The sequence below is a fragment of the Oscillatoria sp. FACHB-1407 genome, from assembly GCF_014697545.1.
Lineage (GTDB): Bacteria > Cyanobacteriota > Cyanobacteriia > Elainellales > Elainellaceae > FACHB-1407.
Window position 1 is genome coordinate 175,100 of sequence record NZ_JACJSA010000007.1, and the last position, 22,196, is coordinate 197,295.

A 22,196-nucleotide genomic window follows, 5' to 3' on the forward strand; every position below is an offset into this window, starting at 1 on the left:
GCGCGATTAAAAGAACTTAACGTGATTAACCGTACTTAATTTGACGGTACTTCGGTCAAAGGTCAGCATTCCTGGGTTCAAATGTCTCACGAGAGGCACCCGACGAATGCTGACCTTCTACATTTGACTAAACCTTTTATAGATTGAGATGGGCGAGTATAATGCACCCACCTCAATTCAGATTACGGATGATTTAAAGTTGCCAGACTCACCATTACCGACTCAGTTTGATGTCCTTGTTGTAGGTGGAGGCGCGGCTGGGTTATATGCTGCTCTTTGCCTTCCACCTCAGTTTCGAGTGGGCTTAATCACAAAAGATGCCTTGTCCTTATCGGCAAGTGACTGGGCGCAGGGCGGTATTGCGGCGGCGATCGCCCCAGACGACTCTCCTCAATTTCATCTGGAGGATACGCTGAAGGCTGGTGTTGGCTTGTGTGAACCGGAAGCCGTGAAGCTCTTGGTTGAGCGTGCCCCCAGTTGTGTGCGATCGCTGGTTGAGATGGGGGTTGCTTTCGATCGCAAGGGTGCTGATTTGGCGTTGACCTTAGAAGCGGCTCACTCTCACCATCGCGTCTTACATGCGGCTGATACAACGGGTCGAGCGGTAATTACGACTTTAACAGCTCAGGTTCTAGCGCGTGAGAATATTCAAGTGTTTTCACAAGCCTTTGCTCTTGATTTATGGATGCAAGGCTCCCAATGTAGGGGAGCGAGTATCGTTTATCAGAACAAGTTTGTCTGGCTTCAGGCAAAGGCAGTGGTGCTGGCAACCGGAGGTGGGGGACAGGTGTTTGCCCAAACCACAAACCCTGAGCTGAGCACTGGAGATGGAGTAGCCATGGCATGGCGATCGGGGGCTGAGCTACGCGATCTGGAATTTGTGCAGTTTCACCCCACTGCGTTGACCAAGCCCGGTGCTCCTCGCTTTTTAATTAGCGAGGCAGTACGAGGAGAAGGAGCACACCTCATTGATGCGGAGGGGCAGCGGTTTGCCTTCGACTATCACTCGGATGGAGAACTCGCTCCCCGTGATGTTGTCAGTCGTGCTATTTTTAGCCATCTGCAAAAGACAGCGGTTGATCCTGCTTCTGCCAATGTCTGGCTCGACCTCAGACCCATTCCTGCGGACAAAATTCGCCATCGCTTTCCTAACATTATTCAGGTCTGCCAAAAATGGGGAATTGATGTGTTTCAAGAGCCAATTCCTGTTGCACCTGCGGCGCATTACTGGATGGGCGGCATTACCACCAATGCTTTAAGCCAGACTACGATTCCCCAACTGTACGCTGTTGGAGAAAATGCCAGTACCGGAGTTCACGGTGCAAACCGTCTAGCCAGCAATTCTTTGTTGGAATGTTTAGTGTATGGGGCTCAGTTAAGTTTGTTGACCTTGCCTGAGCAAATGCCATTACAGGAGGTGCCTCCTGCAACCCAAACTGATGTCTTTCAACATCAGTGGGAAGCCGACCAAACTGCGATTATGACCTGGCGACAAACACTACCTCGACTGGTGTGGCAAAGTGCAGGTATTTGCCGAGAACAGCGATCGCTAGATGAGGCGATCGCACAAATTGAAGATTGGCGCAAAGACTTTGCAATGCTATCTCTCAGTCAAAGCTTGCTCAACCTGACTCAAGGTCAGGCAGTAGATGTCGGTGATACGGCTGTCAGTCGATATGCACGGGTATGGGGAGAAACTCGTAACTTACTAGATATTGCGTACCTGATTTTAAGAAGTTCTGCATTTCGCACGGAGAGCCGAGGCGGGCACTATCGAGCAGACTATCCTGAAACAAATTCTGATTGGCAGGTACATACCCTGGTTAACCACCACCAGTGGTTAAAGTCTAAACCAGTTGGTCACTAAACTATCGCGTACCGGAACCTTGAGTGCGATCGGGACCACCAATATCATCTGGCGGAGTGTAGGTAGAGTTCTTAAGTTGTAACTCTGCCTTTGAAGGGGTAGATGCATCCACTGGCGAAGGTAGCTGAGATTGAGTGGCAGCCAGAGCATTGCTAGAAATAACCAATTGCATACCAGTAACCATGGCAGCAATGCTCATGTACTTGAGGAAGGTGCTCATAGGACTGTTACCAGTGAATTTACTCATCTGTATGCTCAGTCTACCCATGGAAGAATCAAAGTGTCAGTAGTTACGCGGAATTATGTGAGATTTTTACAAAACTAACGAATTTAATAAATTACCTTTGAAGAAATAGCTTGAGCAGGTAAAAACTCGTTGGAAGTAGGTTTATAGATGGTTAACTATCTAAAACGATCCTCTCTGAACACATATCTAGTAAGGCTTGTAGAGGAAAATAGCCTTAGATTGTAGGTTTTTGAAAGGTCTGTTTAACAGAAGATTAATTAAGTTAAATGACCGTCTCTAACTGGCTCCCCACCTTTAGCTTGACTCTAATTAATATCAGTAAAATCCGGAGTCAATTCGGAATTTATAAAAAAGATAAAACGATGTCTTAACAAAGCTTACATATTTTCTAACCTAGATTTCATAAACTGACTTGTAATCTCTATCACAGGCTTTTGTGTTTTGAATCCCTCAACAATCGTAGAGTGAATCACGCTTGATAAAGATAGAGTTCCCTGGCTCTACGGGATTTCTCGCAACTCTATCAAGAGAATTTATGCTAGAGGTATTCGTAACCATACAACCCAATTGTTGTTTACCTGAGTGATTCTTGTTGGGGGGATAGCTTTGGAGACTATCTATTCCTTACTCTACAGGGGGGGAGTTAGAAATTTTCTCGCCCAAGCCAGTAAAGCTACGGCTAGTCCAGGATAGTACACCCGGATCAACTCCGTAAAACTATCTACGATTGGAATGATAAAAATATGCAGCGATCGCCATAGCAACTCGATAGGGTCAGGCACCTGAATGTAAAGCACCTGGATCTGAGGCGTTGTGATCGCTGCTCTGCTGATGCTCTAAATTTTTTCGGGTTCTTGCCCAGAGACAACGGGGGCGATCGCCCGCAGGTCTAGCTCTGGATGTTCGCCCTGGACTTGCTGACAGTTCCACTCGTTGCGGAACAGCAGCACAGGTCGTCCCCAACTGTCTTTAACCGTGACCGTGTTGAACAACCGACCGACTTTTTGCAGGGCTTCCCAACCACCGCCAACCCAACGCGCCACACTGTAGGGCAAGGGGTCAAGCAGGGTTTCAACGCCGTACTCGTTTTTAAGGCGGAACTGCACCACTTCAAATTGCAGTTGCCCCACTGCCGCCAGAATCGGTTCCCGGCGTGACTCGTCTGCCGAGTACATAATTTGAACGGCTCCCTCTTCCCGGAGTTCTGTTACTCCTTTCTGAAATTGCTTGAACTTGGAGGGGTTGGGATTTCTCAAATAGGCGAATAGCTCCGGCGAGAAGAAGGGAATCCCTTCGTACTCTAATTTTTGACCAATATAAATAGTGTCACCGATAGCAAATACACCTGGGTTGTTCAGACCAATGACATCACCGGGGTATGCCTCATCCAGAGATTCGCGCCCCTGTCCAAACAACTTTTGGGGATGGGAGAGGCGCACGCTTTTACCCGTACGAGCATGGTTTACCACCATATCTTTTTCAAACTTGCCAGAGCAGACCCGAATGAAGGCGACGCGATCGCGATGTTTGGGGTCCATGTTGGCTTGCAGCTTGAAGACAAACCCAGAAAATTCAGGATAGGTCGGGTCGATTTCACCTTTAGTGCTGCGACGACCCGCAGGCTTGAGCGCATAGTCTAAAAATGCATCCAAAAATAGCTCGACCCCAAAGTTGGTCATCGCACTGCCAAAGAAGACGGGGGTCATTTTGCCCGCATGAACCAGATCTAAGTCCAGTTCAGAACCTGCCATCTCCAGCACTTCGAGTTCTTCTTTAAGTTGATAGTAGAGGTCTTGTTCTAGCAGATCTTCAATGCGGGGGTCACCCAGATCGACCACGGTGTCAACCGCCTCTTTGCTGCCGTGCGCACTGCGCTCAAACAGGTGAATCTGTTTTTTGCGACGGTCATACACACCCTTAAAGCGATCGCCCATGCCAATAGGCCAATTAACGGCGTAGGTTTGTATTCCTAACTCGCGCTCAATTTCGTCCATCAACTCCAGTGGGTCACGTCCCGGACGATCGAGCTTGTTAAAGAAGGTGAAGATCGGGAGCGATCGCATCCGGCAGACTTCAAACAGCTTGCGAGTTTGGGGTTCTAAACCTTTGGCTGCATCCTCCAGCATGACGGCATTGTCTGCTGCCGCCAGAGTGCGGTAGGTATCTTCGCTAAAATCTTGGTGTCCAGGGGTATCCAGCAAGTTGATCTGAAAGCCACTGTAGTCGAACTGCAACACCGTCGAGGTAATCGAAATTCCCCGTTGTTGCTCCATTTCCATCCAGTCTGAAGTGGCATGTCGTTGAGCCCGTCGGGCTTTAACCGCACCCGCCTCATGAATCGCACCTCCGTACAACAACAGCTTCTCAGTTAAGGTTGTTTTTCCGGCATCCGGGTGCGAAATGATGGCAAAATTTCGCCGTTTTTCAACGGCTTCCTGGAGTTCAGATTCGAGTTCAGTAGGCATTCCGGATTTCAGGCGTTATTCAATAAAGCGGAGAGAGCATAAGCCCTAGTTTCAAGGATAACGACAAACGCCACAAGTGTCAGAATGGCAGTAGGAATTCAGTGAACTTTATGAGTGAGTTGGAACAACGCAAGCTTTTATCGGTGATCTGTCACGGAGCATCGCTGCTCAGTCCTACAGTCGTGGCGATCGCCATCCCAATTCTGATTCTGCTGCTCTCCAATGACCCGATCGTGCAGGTGAATGCGAAAGAGGCGATTAACTTTAGCATCAACCTGATCATTTATGGAGTTGTCATTCTTGTGCTTTTTATCTCTCTGGTCGGCATTCCTTTAGCTCTGCTGTTCGGCAGCATTCTATTGATTGCCAGCATTATTTTTCCCATCATTGCGATGGTGGCTGTGGCAACCAGTCCTGACCAGCCTTACCGCTATCCCTTCATTTTTGCCATTGTGTAGAGCGATCGCAACTGTAAAAAATTCTCTACCAAACAACAATTTGTAATGTTTCTATAACGTTACTTTGCCTCATTCACATGAAAACTTCGGGTATCTTAGGCTGAAGCTTCGTGATGAATGGGAAACGGGCATGACAACCATCGATTCAGCCCAGGCGATACAGCAAGTTTTAGGCATTGATTCAACTCAGGTCACCCAACAGGTTTTAGATCTGGTTGATGGGTATGTTCAAGCCTTTCAACCTCCTCTAACCCAAGCTTGCCTGACCAAAATTGCTGAGGCGGCGATCGCTCAAACGATTCCTCCGCTAAAGGGGGTTTCGTTGAATGAAGCAACGACAGCAATCTCTCAACTTAAAGATGTTTCTTTGGATGAAGCGTCGATTAAACAGCGGATTTTGCAGGAAGTGATGACGCGGTTTAATCCACTGGCGGCTCTCAACCGGCAGGTCAATCCAGACACCTTAAAACTGGCAGCAAACTTGCATCAGCAAATTACAAATTTCACACCCGAAAAGGGGGTCGCTGAGGCTTTAAATGTGTTGGATGCCTATGTTCAACAATACAAACCCTCTGTTGTTCCGGCTGCGCTATACCCGGTCGTCAAAACGATTCTGCCCCAAATCAAGGGTTTAAGGTTAACTCCAGACACGCTGGAGCGATTGGCAACTCAAGCCATTTTGAAATTTAGTCCAGAGTTAGTGCCGACGAAGGTTTTAAGCCCTCAAGCCAGGGCGATCGCTCTGTTGGTCGCAAGACAAATCCAAAACTTTCAACCCCAAGAAGCGGTGATGGGTGTTTTGGGTGTTTTGGATGCGTATGTCCAACAAACCAAAATGACCCCGACCGAGGCAACGCTTTATCAAATCGCCAAGCAAGTTATCCCCAATTTGGTGAAGACGGCGATGAGTGACGATCAGAAAAATCAATTTGCCACCCAGGTCATGTTCCAATTCAAAAAACGCCCTGGTCCGATCAAGTCTCCTGATCAAGCAGCTAGAGATATTGCCGCGAAATTAGTGGGTGAGGTCGAACAAATGCGATCGCTTCGTGCTCAAGAATTGCGGGTTGTAGATATGACGAAACCGCTTGCTGTCGGAGATTTAGAAGTCAGAAGTGCATTTGTGATTCAACCGTAGTTTAGAGGAAGTAGGGAATAGGGAGTAGGGAATAGCGGTTGAGTTAGAACAATCGCCCCCACGAAACGCTACACTCAGGAATGCGTTAGTGGTCATGGATTAATAACTGTAAGCTCTGAGTGGGTTGGTTATTAGTCAGTGGTCAATGGTCAATGATCATTGTTTTTCCCATCACCCCTTCACTCCCCACTCCCTACATCCCTGTTTTCAGCTTTATGCCAGATCCTCAAGCCGTTAGTGCGGCAGTTGCCAAACTGTATGACACCTATCCCTTTCCACCAGAGCCATTGCTGGATGAACCCCCTCCAGGTTACAACTGGCGATGGAACTGGGTTGCAGCCTACAACTTTTGTACAGGGCAAAAACCGGAGACTGACAAAGTTCGGATTCTAGATGCAGGGTGCGGTACAGGGGTCGGCACAGAATATCTAGTTCACCTTAATCCCCATGCCGAGGTGGTCGGCATTGACCTCAGTGCAGGGGCGTTAGAGGTGGCACAAGAGCGATGTCGTCGCTCCGGAGCCGATCGCGCCCAGTTTCATCACCTCAGTCTCTACGATGTTGAGCAAGTTCCAGGCACATTTGACCTGATCAACTGTGTCGGCGTGTTGCACCATCTGCCTGACCCGATTCGTGGCATTCAAGCATTGGCTCCCAAGCTAGCCCCCGGTGGCTTGATGCATATCTTTGTGTATGCCGAGCTAGGACGCTGGGAGATCCAACTGATGCAACAGGCGATCGCTCTACTTCAGGGTGATCAGCGGGGTGATTATCGCCAAGGGGTCAAAATTGGACGAGAAATCTTTGCGTCGCTACCCCCCGATAACCGATTGGTGAAACGCGAACAGGAGCGGTGGTCGCTGGAAAATCAGCGAGACGAATGCTTTGCCGATATGTACGTCCATCCCCAAGAGACGGACTATAACATCAATACGTTATTTGACTTGATTGATGCTGCTGGGTTGGAGTTTATCGGGTTCTCCAATCCGCGCGTATGGGAGCTAGAGCGGTTGATCGGCAAATCCCCAGAGTTGATGGAACAGGCAAAAGGCTTGAGCGATCGCCAACGCTATCGGTTGGTTGAGTTACTCGATCCGTCTGCCATTACCCATTACGAATTTTTTCTAGGAAGACAACCTTTACCTAAAGCCGATTGGTCATCCGATGAGGTTTTGCTGACTGCCATTCCAGAGCGTCACCCCTGCATGGATGGGTGGGATAGTCGCTGTTTATTTAATTACGACTATCAACTGGTCAACTTGACAGAAACCGAGTGGCAATTTCTCAAAGCCTGCGATCAAAATCAGGCAAGGCATACCGTTCAAGAAATTTTCTTTGACGTGCCACTGGGGTTGGAGGGGGTGCGATCGCTTTTGAATCAGCAATTGATCCTGCTGACTCCTGCTAAGAAGTAATTTGGTTTTCTAACATTTGAATGTCATTAAGTATTGTTACCTGTCAGTGATATGATCATCATGGCTAATCAAGAACAGCCAACGGTTCATCAACAACAGCCAACACTCTGGACAGGTTCTAATTCCGTGAACTCACCAGAATCTCCTCTCGAAGTTACGTCTGTGGAAGACAATTCTGAAACTGGCAATTCTTTGCCAGAGGCAGATCCGTCTATGCAGGAATATTACAAGCTTCAGGAAGATTTATTAAAATCCACCCTGATTATGACCGGGGTTGTCTTTATATCTGTCTGGCTTTTTTATTCCTTAAACATTGCTCTGAATTATCTGATTGGAGCGTGCACAGGTGTGGTTTACTTGAGAATGTTGGCTAGGAATGTGGAGCGGCTGGGTAGGGAACAGCAAAGTCTGAGTAAAACCCGACTTGCCCTATTAATTGGAGTTATTTTAGTTGCATCCCGTTGGGATCAGCTGCAAATCATGCCAATTTTTTTAGGATTCCTCACCTATAAGGCTGCTGTCATCTTCTACATGCTAAGAACCGCTCTCTTGCCTGATTCCAATTAGGTTCAGGTTATCCTAGCACTCTTTCAAGATTCTGGGGAAACCTTCTCGCATGGAAATGTTGAATGTTTTAAATGCTGTCAACGCCTTCCCCCTAGCCGAGTTAGAGGTTGGTAAGCACTTTTATTGGGAGATCGGCAATCTCAAGGTGCACGGGCAGGTTTTTCTAACTGCCTGGTTTGCCATTGGTTTGCTATTGATCGCTTCCGTTTTAGCCACTCGAAATATTCAGCGAGTCCCCTCAGGAGCGCAAAACTTGATGGAGTATGCGCTGGAGTTTATTCGTGATTTGGCGAAGACTAATATCGGCGAAAAGGATTATCGACCCTGGGTTCCGTTTATTGGGACACTGTTTCTATTCATTTTCGTATCGAACTGGTCTGGTGCGTTGGTGCCCTGGCGGCTGATCAAACTCCCTGAAGGAGAATTGGCAGCTCCTACCAGTGACATCAACACGACGGTGGCACTGGCACTGCTGACCTCCCTTGCATATTTTTATGCTGGGTTTAGCAAAAAAGGACTGGGCTACTTTGGCAACTATGTCCAACCGGTTGCTTTCATGTTGCCCTTCAAAATCATCGAAGATTTTACCAAGCCCCTCTCCCTGAGTTTCCGTCTATTTGGAAACATTCTGGCTGACGAACTAGTGGTTGGGGTACTTGTTCTTCTCGTTCCGCTGTTTGTGCCGTTACCCGTAATGGCATTGGGGTTATTTACCAGTGCAATCCAGGCACTGATCTTTGCGACTCTGGCAGCGGCTTACATCGGTGAAGCGATGGAAGAACATCATGGCGAAGAGCATGGGGAACACTGATGTCCCCCAGTGGGGTGAATGTTACCATCCCCCAATTTTCTAGAGGCTCAGGGCTAGCCGTTGCTCTCTGAACATCGGTTAAATCTGAAACTCGGTTAGGCGTGCATAACGCTTTGTTTGATAACGTCCACTCTGACTTGATTTGTATTTAAGGTAGGAAAAATCATCATGAATCCAACAATTGCTGCTGCTTCTGTTCTAGCTGCCGCCCTCGCTGTGGGTTTGGGTGCGATCGGTCCTGGTATTGGTCAAGGGAATGCAGCAGGTCAAGCTGTGGAAGGGATTGCCCGCCAGCCTGAAGCTGAAGGCAAAATTCGCGGTACCTTGTTGCTGAGCTTGGCATTTATGGAAGCGTTGACCATTTACGGTCTGGTGGTTGCACTGGTACTTTTGTTTGCCAACCCATTCGCTTAAATTCCCTCTGTTTTAGAAGTATTCCCAGTTGGACAAGGGGCTTAAGCCCCTTGCTCCAAGGTGGGCTAACTTCTGCAATCGGTCATTGCTCTTGTTTGACCGTTCACGTATTTGATGTCTTGTCTCCCGTTTGTCATTCACCCCGTTTGGAAGTAGGGGTTAACTCACTATGATTCATTGGACGATCTTGCTAGCTGCTGAGACTGTCGCCGAAGAGGGCGGAGGCGGGTTGTTTGATCTGGATGCGACGTTGCCCTTGATGGCGCTCCAATTCATCATCTTGGTTGTGCTTTTAAACATTGTTTTCTATAAACCTCTTGGTAAGGCATTGGACGATCGCGACAATTACATTCGCACTAATTTGACGGATGCGCGGGAGCGATTGTCAAAGGCAGAGAATTTAGCAAAGCAATATGAGCAAGAATTGGCTGAGACTCGTCGGCAGTCTCAGGCGGTAATTGCGACAGCACAGGAAGACGCGAAGAAAATAGCGGCAGAAAAAGTAGCTGAAGCTCAGCGCGAAGCGCAAGCGCAGCGAGAACAGGCGCAGCAAGAGTTAGAGCAACAAAAGCAAGAGGCGATGCGATCGCTTGAGCAACAGGTAGAATCCCTCAGCCGTCAAATTCTTGACAAGCTGTTGGGCGGTGTCTCGATTGGGTAGACTGATGAACCCCATCAAAGGTTAGCAACCATCCAGCGCAGTTAGAGAAAGAAGTCATGCAGACAGTGTTATTACTAGCCGTAGAAGCCGCTTCTGAGATCTCAGAAGCCGCCGAAGGGGGTGGTTTCGGAATTAACTCTGACATTCTTGAAACCAACCTGATCAACCTTCTGATTATTATTGGTGTTTTAATTTACTTCGGTCGTGGTTTCTTAGGCAAAACGTTGGGCGATCGCCGAGCCAAGATTGAAGCCGCGATTGAAGACGCTGAAAAGCGTAAGAAAGAAGCCGCTGCCGCTCTGGCGGATCAACAGCAAAAGCTGGCGCAGGCTCAAGCTGAAGCAAATCGTATTCGAGCTGCTGCCGAAGAGAGTGCTAAGGCTGCTAGAGCATCCATTCTGGCTCAGGCGGAGCAAGATATTGAACGGATGAGAGCTACGGCTGCGCAGGATTTAACCTCTCAGCAGGAGCGGGTGATTCGCGAGTTGCGCCAGCGAGTAGTAGCACTAGCGATGCAGCAGGTTGAGCAACGTTTGCAGTCGGGCTTAAACCCTGAAGCTCAACAGCAGTTAATTGATCGGAGTATTGCCATGTTAGGAGGTGCTCAATGAGCAGCAATCTAGTCACCTCTGAGGTTTTAGAACCCTATGCTCAGGCGTTGATGTCTGTCGCCCAGTCGAACGATTTGGTCGATCGCTTTGGTGAGGATGTCAGCTTCATCCTGAGTCTCTTAGATGAGTCATCTGAGTTAGAAGATTTTTTGGCTAATCCGCTTGTCAATGCCGATGCTAAGAAAAACGTGTTGGCTCAGTTGACCTCAGAAACCATTCACCCTTTTGTGTTGAATTTTCTGCGTGTGCTGGTCGATCGCCGTCGCATTCTTTTCTTGCGGGGAGTCTGTAAGCAATACCAATCGTTGTTGCGTCAGTTGAGACAAACTGTATTGGCAGACGTCACTTCAGCAGTTGAGTTGAACGACGAACAAAAAGAAGCCGTTCGCCAAAAGGTTGTCGCGATGACGGGTGCTCAACAAGTTGAGTTAGACACTCGCATTGACCCAGAATTGATTGGCGGTGTCATCATTAAAGTTGGATCTCAAGTCGTCGATGCAAGTCTGCGTGGTCAGTTACGACGCATCGGTATTCGCCTGAACAGTGCCGCTTGAATCTAATTAATCGATTTCGAGTGCAAACCTAGCCCCTCTTTTTATCCTTCATCCCTCACGAGAGAAAGACCATGGTAGCTATCAGACCTGACGAAATTAGCAGTATTATTCGGCAGCAGATTGAGCAGTACGACCAGGATGTCAAAGTATCAAACGTTGGTACTGTGCTGCAAGTTGGTGACGGCATTGCCCGTATCTATGGCTTGGAACGAGTCATGGCGGGTGAGCTTTTAGAATTTGAAGACGGTTCGATTGGCATCGCCCTCAACCTTGAAGAAGACAACGTGGGTGCGGTGTTGATGAGCGATGGTCGCGACATTCAAGAAGGTAGCTCAGTTACCTCGACAGGCAGAATTGCAGAAGTTCCTGTCGGTGAAGCGATGATTGGTCGCGTTGTCGATGCGTTGGCACGTCCAATCGATGGTAAAGGCGACATCCACACCACAGAAAGCCGTTTGATTGAATCGCCTGCACCTGGTATTGTTGCCCGGAAGTCGGTATACGAACCCATGCAAACCGGGATTACAGCGATCGATGCCATGATTCCCATCGGTCGGGGTCAGCGGGAGTTGATCATCGGCGACCGTCAAACCGGAAAAACTTCGGTTGCGGTAGACACTATTCTGAACCAGAAAGGTGGAGACGTTATTTGCGTTTATGTGGCGATCGGTCAAAAGGCATCAACAGTCGCTCAAGTAGTTGAGGTCTTCCGTGAGCGCGGTGCACTCGACTACACGATCGTTGTTGCAGCAAACGCTAACGACCCAGCTACGCTGCAATACCTGGCACCTTACACCGGAGCCACCCTGGCTGAGTACTTTATGTACAACGGCAAAGCAACGCTGGTTGTTTATGATGACTTGTCTAAGCAAGCGCAAGCTTACCGTCAAATGTCGTTGTTGTTGCGTCGTCCACCCGGACGGGAAGCGTATCCTGGCGATGTGTTCTACCTCCACTCTCGCTTGTTAGAGCGGGCGGCTAAACTTAGCCCTGCACTGGGCGAAGGCAGCATGACGGCTCTCCCTATCATTGAAACGCAGGCGGGTGACGTATCGGCTTACATTCCTACCAACGTGATTTCGATTACGGATGGTCAGATCTTCCTATCAGCGGATCTGTTTAACTCCGGTTTGCGTCCAGCTGTGAACGCGGGTATCTCCGTATCCCGTGTGGGTTCAGCGGCTCAAACCAAGGCAATGAAAAAAGTCGCGGGTAAGGTGAAGCTGGAACTGGCTCAGTACGATGACCTGCAAGCCTTTGCTCAGTTTGCCTCTGATCTGGACAAAGCTACTCAGAACCAGTTGGCGCGGGGTCAGCGTCTGCGGGAAATTTTGAAGCAGCCCCAATACTCACCGCTATCGGTGGGCGATCAGGTAGCGTTAATCTACTCCGGTATTAACGGCTATTTGGATGACATCCCAGTAGATAAGGTAACGAGCTTCACAAAGGGTCTGCGCGACTATCTGCAAACCAGCAAAGCTGAGTACGGCGAAATCATTCGCAATGAGAAGCAACTCAGCGAACGGGCAGAAACCTTGCTGAAAGAAGCAATTACTGAGTACAAGAAGACTTTCTTGGCGAGTGTGTAGCAGCTTTTCCGTAGGGACACGGTATTGCTGTGTCCCTATGGGGGTTGATTAATCTTCTATTCCCCACAGCACTATGGCTAACTTAAAAGCAATTCGCGATCGCATCCAGTCGGTCAAGAATACGAAGAAAATTACAGAAGCGATGCGCCTGGTGGCGGCTGCAAAGGTGCGTCGTGCTCAAGAGCAAGTAATTGCCACTCGTCCCTTTGCTGATCGCCTTGCACAGGTACTCTATGGCTTACAAACCCGTTTGCGCTTTGAAGATGCTGATTTGCCTCTGCTGAGAAAGCGGGATGTCCAAACGGTTGGGATTTTAGTTATCTCAGGCGATCGCGGTTTGTGTGGTGGTTACAACGCTAACGTGATTCGTCGGGCTGAGACACGGGCTAAGGAAATCAAAGCGGAAGGTTTAGATTACCGATATGTAATCGTTGGGCGTAAAGCAAGCCAATACTTCCAGCGACGAGAGCAACCCATCAGCCAAACCTTCACTGGGTTGGAGCAAGTGCCAACAGCAGCGGAGGCATCCATGATTGCAGACGAACTGCTCTCCTTGTTCCTCTCGGAAACGGTCGATCGTGTTGAGTTGGTTTATACCAAATTTGTCTCGCTGGTCAGCTCTCGCCCAGTGATTCAAACCTTGTTGCCACTTGATCCGCAAGGATTGGAACCTCAAGATGATGAGATCTTCCGACTCACGTCACGAGGTGGTGATTTTCAGGTGGAACGGCAACGAGTTGCGGCAAACACTCAAAACACCTTGCCTCAGGACATGATTTTTGAGCAAGATCCGGTACAAATTTTGGATGCATTGTTGCCTCTGTATCTCAATAACCAACTCTTGCGGGCACTGCAAGAGTCAGCCGCGAGTGAACTGGCGGCTCGGATGACCGCTATGAACAACGCCAGCGATAACGCTAGCGAGTTGATTAGCACGCTGACCCTGTCTTATAACAAGGCGCGTCAAGCCGCGATTACTCAAGAGATTCTTGAGGTTGTCGGTGGTGCTAACGCTCTGAAGTAGAACTTGCGACAGATTTTAACTTGAATCACCCTGGAGAAGCTATTGGTTAAAGCTTCCCAGGGTTTTTGTTTAAGGATTGAAAAGATTGTTTGATAATGTAAGTGACTTTCATCGTGGAGGCTGGAGTATGCAATAGAAGCTAGGTGAGTTGCTTCTATTGAGATTGCTTACAATTCATGAGATTCAACAAGAGGATTGGGTTCGTCTATTAGAACTGATGCAGCAATATCGCGATCGCCCAATGGATTCAGCTGATGCAACCTTAGTTTTGATTGCTGAAAAGACAGGCTACCGCCAAATTCTTACCCTTGATTCTGATTTTTTGTTTTACCGAATTGGCAATCAAGGTACTTTTGATATTATCCAGATATAGCGGTTTCTTCATAGGGCCTTTGAGTATTTAAGACAGAACTGGTGTCAATTAGTGGATGATATGGACGATTGGATTGGATTCACACCTCGTGAGAAATACATTCTGAATGCCTACCGCGATCGCGACCTGCTCAATTCCTCTCGTTACATAACGCTGGAATTGATCTACATCATTCCTTCTATGCTCTTCGTGAGTTTCTACTTTTTAGAGCAAAATGCAACCTGGGTTTTTGTAGGCTATTTCTTGTTGTTGCTGCGTCTCTATCTCATCACACGGGAAACCCTTCTGTTTTTGCGACCATTCCGAAGTATCTTTGCTAAATATGAAGCCAAGATCAAAGAACTCAAAGAAGTTGTAGAGGCACAACAACCTCCGGCATCATGAGCACGATGTACTTAAAGAGCCAATAACCGCTGAGTTGGATTGATCCGTTAGTCTTGATCACAAGCTTGCTCCTACTACACCAGTCCTGAGACAAAGCGATAGACTCAAACAGTAGCGTAAACCCCTGTTGAGTTCTGTGAGTCCTATGCCGAATCGTCTGGCTCAATCTGAAAGCCTCTACCTTCGTAAACACGCCGACAACCCGATCGATTGGTATCCCTGGGGAGACGAGGCAATTCAGAAAGCTCGTCAAGAAGACAAGCCAATTTTTCTCTCGATTGGGTATTCCAGTTGCCACTGGTGTACGGTGATGGAAGGGGAAGCGTTTTCAGATGGGGCGATCGCGGACTACATGAATGACAATTTTGTGGCGATCAAGGTCGATCGAGAAGAACGCCCCGATATTGACAGCATTTATATGCAAGCCCTGCAAATGATGGTGGGGCAAGGAGGATGGCCCCTCAACGTATTTTTGTCACCGGACGACCTGGTGCCTTTTTACGGGGGGACGTACTTTCCGGTAGACCCGAAGTATGGGCGACCCGGATTTCTGCAAGTGTTGGAGTCATTGCGCCATATTTATGACTCTGAAAAGAGCAAAATTCAGAACGTGAAAGATCAGATTTTGCAGCAGTTGCAGCAGTCAACGGTGATTGCTGCCGATGAGTTAACCGATGATTTGCTGCATAAGGGTCTGGAATACAGTGCCGGAGTGTTGTCGAGTCGGGGCATGGGTCCGAGTTTTCCCATGATTCCCTATGCAGAGGCAGCGTTGCATGGATTGCGCTTCAGTAGTACCAATTCCAACTACAACGTTGCGGAGGTTTGTCACCAACGAGGGTTGGATCTCGCGTTGGGTGGGATTTATGACCATGTGGCTGGAGGATTTCATCGCTACACCGTTGACCCCACCTGGACAGTTCCTCACTTTGAAAAGATGCTCTATGACAACGGGCAGATTGTGGAATATCTGGCGCATTTGTGGAGCACAGGGGTACAAGAACCTGCGTTTGCAAGAGCGATCGCCGGGACAGTGGAATGGCTCAAGCGGGAAATGACGGCTCCTGAAGGTTACTTCTATGCGGCTCAAGATGCAGATAGTTTCATCACAGCCGATGACGCAGAGCCAGAGGAAGGGGCTTTTTATGTCTGGAGCTACACTGAGCTAGAGCAGCACTTAACAGCCGACGAATTAGCAGAGTTGCGAGAGCAGTTTACTGTCACACCGACGGGCAACTTTGAGGGCAAGATAGTATTGCAGCGTCGTCATCCGGGTGAATTGTCAGCAACGGTAGAAACCGCTTTAGCCAGGTTGTTTGTGCTTCGTTATGGAACTGCTCTAGAGGAAACTCCGACCTTCCCTCCGGCGCGAAACAATCAGGAGGCCAAGATGCAACCCTGGCAGGGGCGCATTCCAGCCGTCACCGATACCAAGATGATTGTCGCCTGGAACAGTCTGATGATTTCTGGACTGGCAACCGCTGCGATCGCCCTACAAAACCCTGAGTATCTGGCTCTGGCAGCTCAGGCGGCTCAATTTATTTTGCAGCATCAGTGGCAACCGACTGAGACGGGGGCACGGCTGCATCGGCTCAACTATGACGGCAAAGCCAGTGTCGTAGCCCAGTCAGAGGACTATGCTTGCTTCATCAAAGCCCTATTGGATTTGGATCAGGCGGAGTTCAGTGTGAACTCCAATCACCCCTCAGCGCAGTGGCTTGAACAAGCGTTGAAAGTGCAGGCAGAGTTTGATGAGTTTTTGTGGAGCGTGGATAGCGGTGGCTATTACAACACCGATGCTCGCAGTGACCTGGTAATCCGAGAGCGGAGTTATGCGGATAACGCCACTCCTTCAGCCAATGGGGTGGCGATCGCCAATCTGGTGCGGTTGTTTCTTCGGTCTGAGGAGATATCTCTCCTCGACAAAGCTCAGCGATCGTTGCAGGCGTTTAGCCATGTGATGGATCGGGCACCACAAGCCTGTCCTACGTTGTTTATTGCACTGGACTGGTATCTCAACCAGACACTGATTCGCACGAATAGCCACCAACTGGCTCGACTCGCAGCTCAATACTTACCAACGGTGGTGTGGGCGATCGAGCCACTACCCAATGATGTAGTGGGGTTAGTGTGCCAGGGGTTGAGTTGCCAAGAACCCGCACGCAACGAAGCGCAGTTGCAGGAGCAGTTAACTTTCAGTCTGACTAGGGTCCTGAGAAAATAGCCGCCTCCAGGTCTTGGCGACTGAGCGAATACTTAAACGACCGTTGAATGTCGCGTCCATCTTCGCCTGCGTTGAGATAGCGCACAGCAAAGGAGTCAATTTCCATCACAATTTCAGCTTCCCAGCCTGCTTTTTTGACATGCCAGTAATGCAAGTTGCGATCGTCCTGTTGACAACCATGCTCAACTAACCAGGCTTCGATGTCAGGTAGAGGATGATTGTAAAGCGGTGTATCAGCAGAAGGAAGCGTCATGAGTTTGGCGAGGGTAAAGATGGAAAAGATTCACCAGGCAACAAATGGGTTGAATCGATAGCAGGGGCATCGTCCAACTCAGGCAATTGCTCAGGAGGCGAGTCGATAGGAGTGCTTTGCGCGTCTAGAGGAGCCACTTCTAAAATCTCAGCCGATGCGGGAGGGTTCGTAGCCGTCAGAGGTTGAAAGGCATGTTCGCCACGGGTAATGCCGATGGCAATCACCAGAATGAGACAAGCAACAAAAGTCAGCCCCAAGATAAACAGCGCGAAAATTTCACCTGCTGAGAGGGGGCGATCAGTAGGGTCAAGGTAAGCCGATGAACGGTAGGAACGGCTTTCAGAAACCGGGCGGTTGAGATCGAGCGGCACTTGCATCACTGAAAAGCGAGAATAGCCGATCTTGAGATCGTAGGCGGCTCGCTTTTCGGGGCTACTCAGCGTTGCGTAAGCTTCGTTTAAGAGCTGAAACTTGGCTGTAGCGATCGCATCTGGCAATTCAGTTGTGTCGGGATGGTAGAGCTTGCTCAATTCCCGGTAGGTGCGCCGGATCTGTTGCACCGATGCCGAAGGAGTCAACCCTAACACCTGGTAGTAGTTAGAAGTCAAATCGTCCGACATACCAATCCCTCCACAGGTCACGCCCCTTAACCAGTAACCTTTTAAGTTATTGTAACTGGGTTAAATTCGGTTACAAAGCGTAAAACTCTATTTTTTATGAATGATTAAGTGCCAACAAAACAAGTAGATCGAGTCAAGCGAATCTGAGCCAGCGTGAAAATGACGGGAATCACACGGCTATAGTTAGTGGCGATCGACCGCCAACCCAGATCTGCAAAGAACCACATCCACAAAGCGGGACCTAAAAACGCAAACACCGATCGCACTGCCCCATACCGCGCTGCACTCATTGCCATGCCTCGTGAAGCCGTTTGCAGGGCGATTTTGCTTTGAAGTTGAGTTGCGGCTGTCACTCCCCCTCGCACCAAAGCTTCCGTGGCGACTTGATACGTAGCCGCATGAAGCGCAAACTGACGAGTGATTTGTTGGAGCAACCAGGGACCAACCACTGAGCTCACTGCAAACGCACTTCCCCCTTTCAGGGCGAGCGCGATTGGGTCTTTGTGAACAGCGGGTGGAAGTTGCTTTGCCAATTGAGCGTGAGACAATGCCTCTTGCAACTGCCCAGTCAAAACTCGTTGCTGAGCCGGGGGTAGTTTCTTCCAGGCAGCATTGAGAATGTGTAGAAAGATTTCAGCTTCCAGTTCTTCAGTCGAGAAGGTTTGGGAATAGGAGATTTTGAGATAACGGCAAACTTGCATCAACACCTGACGATAACTAATTTGCCCCGTTTTGCGGCGCAACACCGTAAAACCGTCAGCCGCAAGGAAGCGAAACCGTTCTTCAATCGCATCTAATTGCGCTTGGCGATCGCGGCTTTGCACTTCAACAATCTCAGGGGTACACACGTAGTCCAACGGGTTGAACTTGCGCTGAAATAGAATTTCGGTTAATGTCTCTAATTCCTCATCTGTAGCCAGTTCCAACCCCGTTCTCAGTTCATCTACCACGTCAACCTCCTGTCTCAATCCCCAAAAATTAGCTCTAGCTGCTGTCTCATATTCTACTTATAGCTGTCGCTGGGTGGAGGGATAAGGATAAAGGATGGGAAGAGAGATTACGAAGGATGAACGATGAAGGATAAAGGATAAAGGATGAAGGATGAAAAGAAATAATCCCGCTCCCTATTGCCAACTTCTTTACGCTGATCAAAACCATGCAAGAAACAATGATTGATATCGCTGTTATTGGTGCAGGCATCACCGGACTCGTTTGTGCGCGGCAACTGCAACAAGCCGGATATCAGGTGGTCGTTCTGGAAAAATCGCGGGGATTGGGAGGACGAGTGGCGACCCGTCGTCTGGAGGGAACCTGGGCAGACCATGGCACCCGTTATCTAGAGCCTCAGGGCAAATGGACGGAGCAATTGATCCAGAGCTTGAGCGATCGCGGCATTGTGCATCTCTGGACGAAGCAGCTTTACCAATATGCTGAGGGAGAATTATCACCGCAAGAGCCTCGCCCCTGCTATGTGGCAAAGGATGGCATTACGGCGATCGCCAAGGAGTTGGGCGCAGGGTTAACGATTCAACGACAACAGCGCGTGATTGCCATCACTCCGAATGCTGGGCATTGGAGTCTCACCTTTGAGGGATCCGGGGTTGATCCGTTACCTCCGCTTCAAGTCAGAGCAGTAGTCGTGGCAATTCCTACCCCCCAAGCTCTGATGTTATTGGAACCCCTCTCTCAAGAGGGCTTACCTGAGGAACTGCTCACCACCCTACGTTCAGTGGAATTTGACCCCTGCTTCAGTGCGATCGCCACCTATGCACCCAATCGAGTCGCAGAACTGGAGAATTTGCCCTGGCGCGGTGTGCTATTCAGGGATGATGCCGACTTGAGTTGGGTTGGGCTAGAAAGCAGCAAGCAACGTACGACCCAACAGTCTGTTGTGGTCGTGCAAAGTAGTGCTCAATTTGCGACGAAATATTTAGAAGCGACTGATTTACAACCTATCGGTCAACAATTGTTGACAAGAGCCGCTGAAACGTTGCTTCCCTGGTTAGACGCTCCAACCGTGCTGCAAGTTCACCGTTGGCGATATGCCTTAACTCGCACGCCCCTATCAACAGGATGCCTTGCCACAACAAATCCCCTACCACTGGTTTGTGGTGGGGACTGGTGTAGTAGCAACAACCTCGAAAGTGCATTGAAATCGGGCATTGCAACCGCGCATGAGATGAATCAGCGGCTTGATCAGCGATCGCTACCGATACTGACGTTTGCGTAAAGGGCGATCGCCTAATCAATCAGGCTGCTTTTCAGCAAAGGAGATCAAACTGACTCAGTTACAGGTTGTCAGCTGCTCCTTCGCTACCACCCTTCTCTTCCATGTCGTCCATGTCCTGAGCGTTGTTGTCACCGCCAAAGCGTCTTCTACCGCCCATTCCACGTCCGGTGCTGGGGCGTTTACGAAACTTGCGAGCGTAAGCTTGGTTGCGGAGAGCTTTTTCTTTCTTCTGGTTGCGGCGTTTAGCCATGCTTAACCTCTTTAAATCGATGGACTGAACGAACAAACATAATCATTGCTGCAAACAATTAATGATTGAACAGAGAATGATTGAACAGGATTTCAAGGCTTTAAACAACCCTGCAAGAGGTATACTCTAGCACAATCCTGAGTCATTAAGATGGGGTTTAGAAACCGGAATCTGGGGATCAATCAGGGATTGATGACTGACTGCCTTAGATCAAGGTTTTCGCAAATTGAATGGCATCCTCCGGAGTAGAAATTTTTCCTTCGGCTCGTGCTAGTTGAATCGCCTGCAATAAATGTCCGATTTTTGGACCTGCCGGAAGTTGCAACGCTGCCATCAGATCACGTCCGGTCAATGGCGGTTGGGGATGGGCGATCGCATCTCCGGGGGTGAGGAACCGTTGCAGCAGTGGGGCGATCGCTTGAATTGGTGTGCCGAAGGCGACCGTTAGCACCGCGACAGCCGGAAACGTTGCCCCCATACCCTGAAACAAAAAGTATTGCTCACGAGCAGGCATGTCGGTCTGCACAAAGGCTTGCACCTGTGGCAGATATTTCATCACAGTTAGCACCGCTTGCACCTCAGCGCGGCTGTATTTGAGTTGCCACAACTCCTGCTCTGCCATTTGCAAATCGGGGGCAATCAGACAAGCCAGCTTGGCAATTTTGAACCAACTGCGTCCCGTCCCCGCTGCTTTTTGCTGATCCCGCAACCAACCCGACAACTCAGAGCCGAAGGCCTCCCATCGAGTCGTGAGAGCGATCGCCGCTCGATCGACATCGGCAATTTGTGCCAACCGAGTCGCGTTGGCATGGGGCAACCAGTGCCGCAATAGCCCGTCTTCGCAGGCAACGGCTAATAAGGGCGTGCCTTTGGGAGTGCTCAACAAATAACTCAGTTCCGCTTGAACCCGCTCTGGAGCAATAAACTGCAACAAATCTGCCAACTGTTGAATGGTGCCTTGGGTTCTCGGCTCCAACGTAAACTCCAACTGAGCCGCTTGCCGATAAGCCCGCAGCAACCGCAGCGGATCTTCCTTCAGGTTTTCGGGAGCCACCATGCGAATCAAGTGCTGCTGCAAATCCTGGTAGCCCCGCAGGGGATCGAGCAACTGCTGGGTGTGGGGATTGTAGGCGATCGCGTTAACCGTAAAGTCACGCCGTTCCAAGTCAGTTTCGAGGGTGGGGCCCACCTGCTGCGCAAAATCAACCGTGGCATGGTCAAACACCACACGGGCAATCTGCCGCTCTGCATCTAGCAACACGAACCCTGCTTTGTGATAGTTGGCGATCGCTCGTGCTGTCTGCACTGCCCCTTCTGGCATCACAAAATCCAGATCAAGGTATTCAGCCTGCCTTCCCAACAAAGCATCGCGGACATTTCCTCCTACTAAGTAGGTAGCCGGAGGGAGCCATTTCAAGTCGAAAGGCCAGGTCTTGGGTGACAAGACTGAATGACAGGTGAAGGCGTGCTGTGGTTGCAGATCGGGGTACAAATTAGGACGGCTCAAATGTGAATAAACCTATACTGCCACAGGGCATGAGAGAGATTGGGAGAACAGCAATTTGAGAGACAGGCTACAAAAATCACTGTTTTTCATTGTGCAACATCCTGGGCGATCGCCACCTACCAAGAGTGCTCTCTAACGGATGATTTTTAGAGGCAAACCGCCTGTTTGCCCAAACTTGAGCTACAGTAGCAGAAATGGGTCTAAACACAGGTTAGCGTGTGGTTTAGTCAGACGGAGGAAACGATCATGTGTATTTGTGTGAACTGTCACTACGTTGATCGCTGCACGACGTATCATGCGGTCGAAGAGCAACACCATCAGCCTCACCTGACCGATAACCCAACATTTGAACCTATTAATCCAGTTATTAACTACAATTACACCCTTCCAAAGGTGGTCGTCACTGATGATGGGCAGATTGTCCAGGAAGGCGATTTTGGTGAAGAGTACGATGTCGTCGGCTGCGATAGCTTTAAGCAGGAGACTGGCAAATGGGCACAGTTGCGTCCCGGAGAGCTAGTGCCCACCTGATGC

General features: G+C 49.4%; 24 protein-coding genes. 17 read left to right on the forward strand and 7 right to left on the reverse strand.

The features are described 5' to 3' along the window. Positions 1 to 148 precede the first annotated feature (148 nt). The gene (nadB, locus tag H6G89_RS13745) at positions 149 to 1,867 is read left to right on the forward strand and encodes an L-aspartate oxidase (RefSeq protein WP_190507130.1); all 1,719 of its coding nucleotides are present in this window, start codon (positions 149 to 151) and stop codon (positions 1,865 to 1,867) included. A gap of 1 nt (position 1,868) precedes the next feature. Here the strand turns inward: nadB and H6G89_RS13750 are convergent, their stop codons facing one another. After that, a complete protein-coding gene (locus H6G89_RS13750) occupies positions 1,869 to 2,087 on the reverse strand; it encodes a hypothetical protein (RefSeq protein ID WP_190507132.1) in 219 nt (72 codons plus the stop codon). Between the two features lie 863 nt (positions 2,088 to 2,950). Next, positions 2,951 to 4,579, reverse strand: coding sequence for a peptide chain release factor 3 (gene prfC / locus H6G89_RS13755; RefSeq protein WP_190507135.1), 1,629 nt, complete (start codon positions 4,577 to 4,579; stop codon positions 2,951 to 2,953). Between the two features lie 110 nt (positions 4,580 to 4,689). Here prfC and H6G89_RS13760 point away from each other — a divergent pair, with 110 nt between their 5' ends. The 14 genes from H6G89_RS13760 (at position 4,690) to H6G89_RS13825 (ending at position 16,802) form a co-directional block, all read left to right on the forward strand. Further along, positions 4,690 to 5,037, forward strand: a complete 348-nt coding sequence (locus H6G89_RS13760) for a DUF4870 domain-containing protein (RefSeq protein ID WP_190507137.1) — start codon at positions 4,690 to 4,692, stop codon at positions 5,035 to 5,037. 130 nt (positions 5,038 to 5,167) lie between these two features. After that, the gene (locus H6G89_RS13765; protein WP_190507139.1) at positions 5,168 to 6,175 is read left to right on the forward strand and encodes a hypothetical protein; all 1,008 of its coding nucleotides are present in this window, start codon (positions 5,168 to 5,170) and stop codon (positions 6,173 to 6,175) included. 215 nt (positions 6,176 to 6,390) lie between these two features. Continuing rightward, positions 6,391 to 7,590, forward strand: coding sequence for a class I SAM-dependent methyltransferase (locus H6G89_RS13770; RefSeq protein WP_190507451.1), 1,200 nt, complete (start codon positions 6,391 to 6,393; stop codon positions 7,588 to 7,590). Positions 7,591 to 7,650: 60 nt separating this feature from the next. Next, a complete protein-coding gene (locus H6G89_RS13775; RefSeq protein ID WP_242059936.1) occupies positions 7,651 to 8,157 on the forward strand; it encodes an ATP synthase subunit I in 507 nt (168 codons plus the stop codon). A gap of 49 nt (positions 8,158 to 8,206) precedes the next feature. Further along, positions 8,207 to 8,968, forward strand: coding sequence for a F0F1 ATP synthase subunit A (gene atpB / locus H6G89_RS13780; protein ID WP_190507140.1), 762 nt, complete (start codon positions 8,207 to 8,209; stop codon positions 8,966 to 8,968). A gap of 168 nt (positions 8,969 to 9,136) precedes the next feature. Further along, on the forward strand, positions 9,137 to 9,382 hold the full coding sequence (gene atpE, locus H6G89_RS13785) for an ATP synthase F0 subunit C (protein ID WP_088893994.1): 246 nt from the start codon (positions 9,137 to 9,139) through the stop codon (positions 9,380 to 9,382). 169 nt (positions 9,383 to 9,551) lie between these two features. Continuing rightward, a complete protein-coding gene (locus tag H6G89_RS13790) occupies positions 9,552 to 10,043 on the forward strand; it encodes a F0F1 ATP synthase subunit B' (RefSeq protein ID WP_190507142.1) in 492 nt (163 codons plus the stop codon). Positions 10,044 to 10,099: 56 nt separating this feature from the next. Further along, positions 10,100 to 10,654, forward strand: a complete 555-nt coding sequence (locus H6G89_RS13795; RefSeq protein ID WP_190507144.1) for a F0F1 ATP synthase subunit B — start codon at positions 10,100 to 10,102, stop codon at positions 10,652 to 10,654. Further along, complete coding sequence (atpH, locus tag H6G89_RS13800) at positions 10,651 to 11,208, forward strand: ATP synthase F1 subunit delta (RefSeq protein ID WP_190507151.1); 558 nt, start codon at positions 10,651 to 10,653, stop codon at positions 11,206 to 11,208. Before H6G89_RS13795 ends, atpH begins: the two co-directional genes overlap by 4 nt. 71 nt (positions 11,209 to 11,279) lie before the next feature. Continuing rightward, positions 11,280 to 12,797: a F0F1 ATP synthase subunit alpha gene (gene atpA, locus H6G89_RS13805; protein ID WP_190507153.1), complete on the forward strand. Its 1,518-nt coding sequence runs from the start codon at positions 11,280 to 11,282 to the stop codon at positions 12,795 to 12,797. Between the two features lie 73 nt (positions 12,798 to 12,870). After that, the gene (locus H6G89_RS13810) at positions 12,871 to 13,821 is read left to right on the forward strand and encodes a F0F1 ATP synthase subunit gamma (protein ID WP_190507155.1); all 951 of its coding nucleotides are present in this window, start codon (positions 12,871 to 12,873) and stop codon (positions 13,819 to 13,821) included. Positions 13,822 to 13,984: 163 nt separating this feature from the next. After that, positions 13,985 to 14,194, forward strand: a complete 210-nt coding sequence (locus tag H6G89_RS13815) for a hypothetical protein (protein WP_206758103.1) — start codon at positions 13,985 to 13,987, stop codon at positions 14,192 to 14,194. A gap of 60 nt (positions 14,195 to 14,254) precedes the next feature. Next, positions 14,255 to 14,578 (forward strand): hypothetical protein, encoded by a 324-nt coding sequence (locus H6G89_RS13820; protein ID WP_190507157.1) that lies wholly within the window; start codon positions 14,255 to 14,257, stop codon positions 14,576 to 14,578. 145 nt (positions 14,579 to 14,723) lie between these two features. Next, positions 14,724 to 16,802 carry a thioredoxin domain-containing protein gene (locus H6G89_RS13825; RefSeq protein WP_190507159.1) on the forward strand — a complete coding sequence of 693 codons (2,079 nt, stop codon included), beginning with the start codon at positions 14,724 to 14,726 and terminating at the stop codon, positions 16,800 to 16,802. On the opposite strand, the gene H6G89_RS13830 is transcribed toward H6G89_RS13825, so the two are convergent. The 3 genes from H6G89_RS13830 to H6G89_RS13840 all read right to left on the reverse strand — a co-directional run bounded on the left by H6G89_RS13830 (position 16,783) and on the right by H6G89_RS13840 (position 18,625). Next, complete coding sequence (locus tag H6G89_RS13830) at positions 16,783 to 17,055, reverse strand: DUF3143 domain-containing protein (RefSeq protein WP_190507161.1); 273 nt, start codon at positions 17,053 to 17,055, stop codon at positions 16,783 to 16,785. The two genes, H6G89_RS13825 and H6G89_RS13830, sit on opposite strands and share 20 nt — an antisense overlap. Further along, positions 17,052 to 17,675, reverse strand: a complete 624-nt coding sequence (locus H6G89_RS13835; protein WP_190507163.1) for a J domain-containing protein — start codon at positions 17,673 to 17,675, stop codon at positions 17,052 to 17,054. The genes H6G89_RS13830 and H6G89_RS13835 overlap by 4 nt, the downstream gene beginning before the upstream one ends. Before the next feature lie 104 nt (positions 17,676 to 17,779). After that, the gene (locus tag H6G89_RS13840; RefSeq protein WP_190507165.1) at positions 17,780 to 18,625 is read right to left on the reverse strand and encodes a YaaW family protein; all 846 of its coding nucleotides are present in this window, start codon (positions 18,623 to 18,625) and stop codon (positions 17,780 to 17,782) included. 206 nt (positions 18,626 to 18,831) lie between these two features. Between H6G89_RS13840 and H6G89_RS13845 the strand changes: the two genes are divergently transcribed. Next, positions 18,832 to 19,905 carry an NAD(P)/FAD-dependent oxidoreductase gene (locus H6G89_RS13845; RefSeq protein WP_242059937.1) on the forward strand — a complete coding sequence of 358 codons (1,074 nt, stop codon included), beginning with the start codon at positions 18,832 to 18,834 and terminating at the stop codon, positions 19,903 to 19,905. A gap of 58 nt (positions 19,906 to 19,963) precedes the next feature. Here the strand turns inward: H6G89_RS13845 and H6G89_RS13850 are convergent, their stop codons facing one another. Both H6G89_RS13850 and H6G89_RS13855 read right to left on the reverse strand, forming a co-directional pair. Further along, entirely contained in the window at positions 19,964 to 20,155 is a 192-nt protein-coding gene (locus H6G89_RS13850; protein WP_190507167.1) for a hypothetical protein, read from the reverse strand. A gap of 205 nt (positions 20,156 to 20,360) precedes the next feature. Further along, a complete protein-coding gene (locus H6G89_RS13855; RefSeq protein WP_242059938.1) occupies positions 20,361 to 21,599 on the reverse strand; it encodes a CCA tRNA nucleotidyltransferase in 1,239 nt (412 codons plus the stop codon). 309 nt (positions 21,600 to 21,908) lie between these two features. Here H6G89_RS13855 and H6G89_RS13860 point away from each other — a divergent pair, with 309 nt between their 5' ends. Next, complete coding sequence (locus H6G89_RS13860; RefSeq protein WP_190507169.1) at positions 21,909 to 22,193, forward strand: Ycf34 family protein; 285 nt, start codon at positions 21,909 to 21,911, stop codon at positions 22,191 to 22,193. Positions 22,194 to 22,196 lie beyond the last annotated feature (3 nt).

Excerpts from the sequence above, each read along its gene's own strand:
- H6G89_RS13845 (WP_242059937.1), top strand. The coding sequence starts at position 18,832 with ATGCAAGAAACAATGATTGATATCGCTGTTATTGGTGCAGGCATCACC.
- H6G89_RS13820 (WP_190507157.1), top strand. The coding sequence starts at position 14,255 with ATGGACGATTGGATTGGATTCACACCTCGTGAGAAATACATTCTGAAT.
- H6G89_RS13830 (WP_190507161.1), bottom strand. The coding sequence starts at position 17,055 with ATGACGCTTCCTTCTGCTGATACACCGCTTTACAATCATCCTCTACCT.
- H6G89_RS13860 (WP_190507169.1), top strand. The coding sequence starts at position 21,909 with ATGTGTATTTGTGTGAACTGTCACTACGTTGATCGCTGCACGACGTAT.
- atpE (WP_088893994.1), top strand. The coding sequence starts at position 9,137 with ATGAATCCAACAATTGCTGCTGCTTCTGTTCTAGCTGCCGCCCTCGCT.
- H6G89_RS13850 (WP_190507167.1), bottom strand. The coding sequence starts at position 20,155 with ATGGCTAAACGCCGCAACCAGAAGAAAGAAAAAGCTCTCCGCAACCAA.
- H6G89_RS13795 (WP_190507144.1), top strand. The coding sequence starts at position 10,100 with ATGCAGACAGTGTTATTACTAGCCGTAGAAGCCGCTTCTGAGATCTCA.
- H6G89_RS13770 (WP_190507451.1), top strand. The coding sequence starts at position 6,391 with ATGCCAGATCCTCAAGCCGTTAGTGCGGCAGTTGCCAAACTGTATGAC.
- atpB (WP_190507140.1), top strand. The coding sequence starts at position 8,207 with ATGGAAATGTTGAATGTTTTAAATGCTGTCAACGCCTTCCCCCTAGCC.
- atpA (WP_190507153.1), top strand. The coding sequence starts at position 11,280 with ATGGTAGCTATCAGACCTGACGAAATTAGCAGTATTATTCGGCAGCAG.
- H6G89_RS13825 (WP_190507159.1), top strand. The coding sequence starts at position 14,724 with ATGCCGAATCGTCTGGCTCAATCTGAAAGCCTCTACCTTCGTAAACAC.
- H6G89_RS13810 (WP_190507155.1), top strand. The coding sequence starts at position 12,871 with ATGGCTAACTTAAAAGCAATTCGCGATCGCATCCAGTCGGTCAAGAAT.
- H6G89_RS13760 (WP_190507137.1), top strand. The coding sequence starts at position 4,690 with ATGAGTGAGTTGGAACAACGCAAGCTTTTATCGGTGATCTGTCACGGA.
- atpH (WP_190507151.1), top strand. The coding sequence starts at position 10,651 with ATGAGCAGCAATCTAGTCACCTCTGAGGTTTTAGAACCCTATGCTCAG.
- prfC (WP_190507135.1), bottom strand. The coding sequence starts at position 4,579 with ATGCCTACTGAACTCGAATCTGAACTCCAGGAAGCCGTTGAAAAACGG.
- H6G89_RS13790 (WP_190507142.1), top strand. The coding sequence starts at position 9,552 with ATGATTCATTGGACGATCTTGCTAGCTGCTGAGACTGTCGCCGAAGAG.
- nadB (WP_190507130.1), top strand. The coding sequence starts at position 149 with ATGGGCGAGTATAATGCACCCACCTCAATTCAGATTACGGATGATTTA.
- H6G89_RS13775 (WP_242059936.1), top strand. The coding sequence starts at position 7,651 with ATGGCTAATCAAGAACAGCCAACGGTTCATCAACAACAGCCAACACTC.
- H6G89_RS13765 (WP_190507139.1), top strand. The coding sequence starts at position 5,168 with ATGACAACCATCGATTCAGCCCAGGCGATACAGCAAGTTTTAGGCATT.
- H6G89_RS13835 (WP_190507163.1), bottom strand. The coding sequence starts at position 17,675 with ATGTCGGACGATTTGACTTCTAACTACTACCAGGTGTTAGGGTTGACT.
- H6G89_RS13750 (WP_190507132.1), bottom strand. The coding sequence starts at position 2,087 with ATGAGCACCTTCCTCAAGTACATGAGCATTGCTGCCATGGTTACTGGT.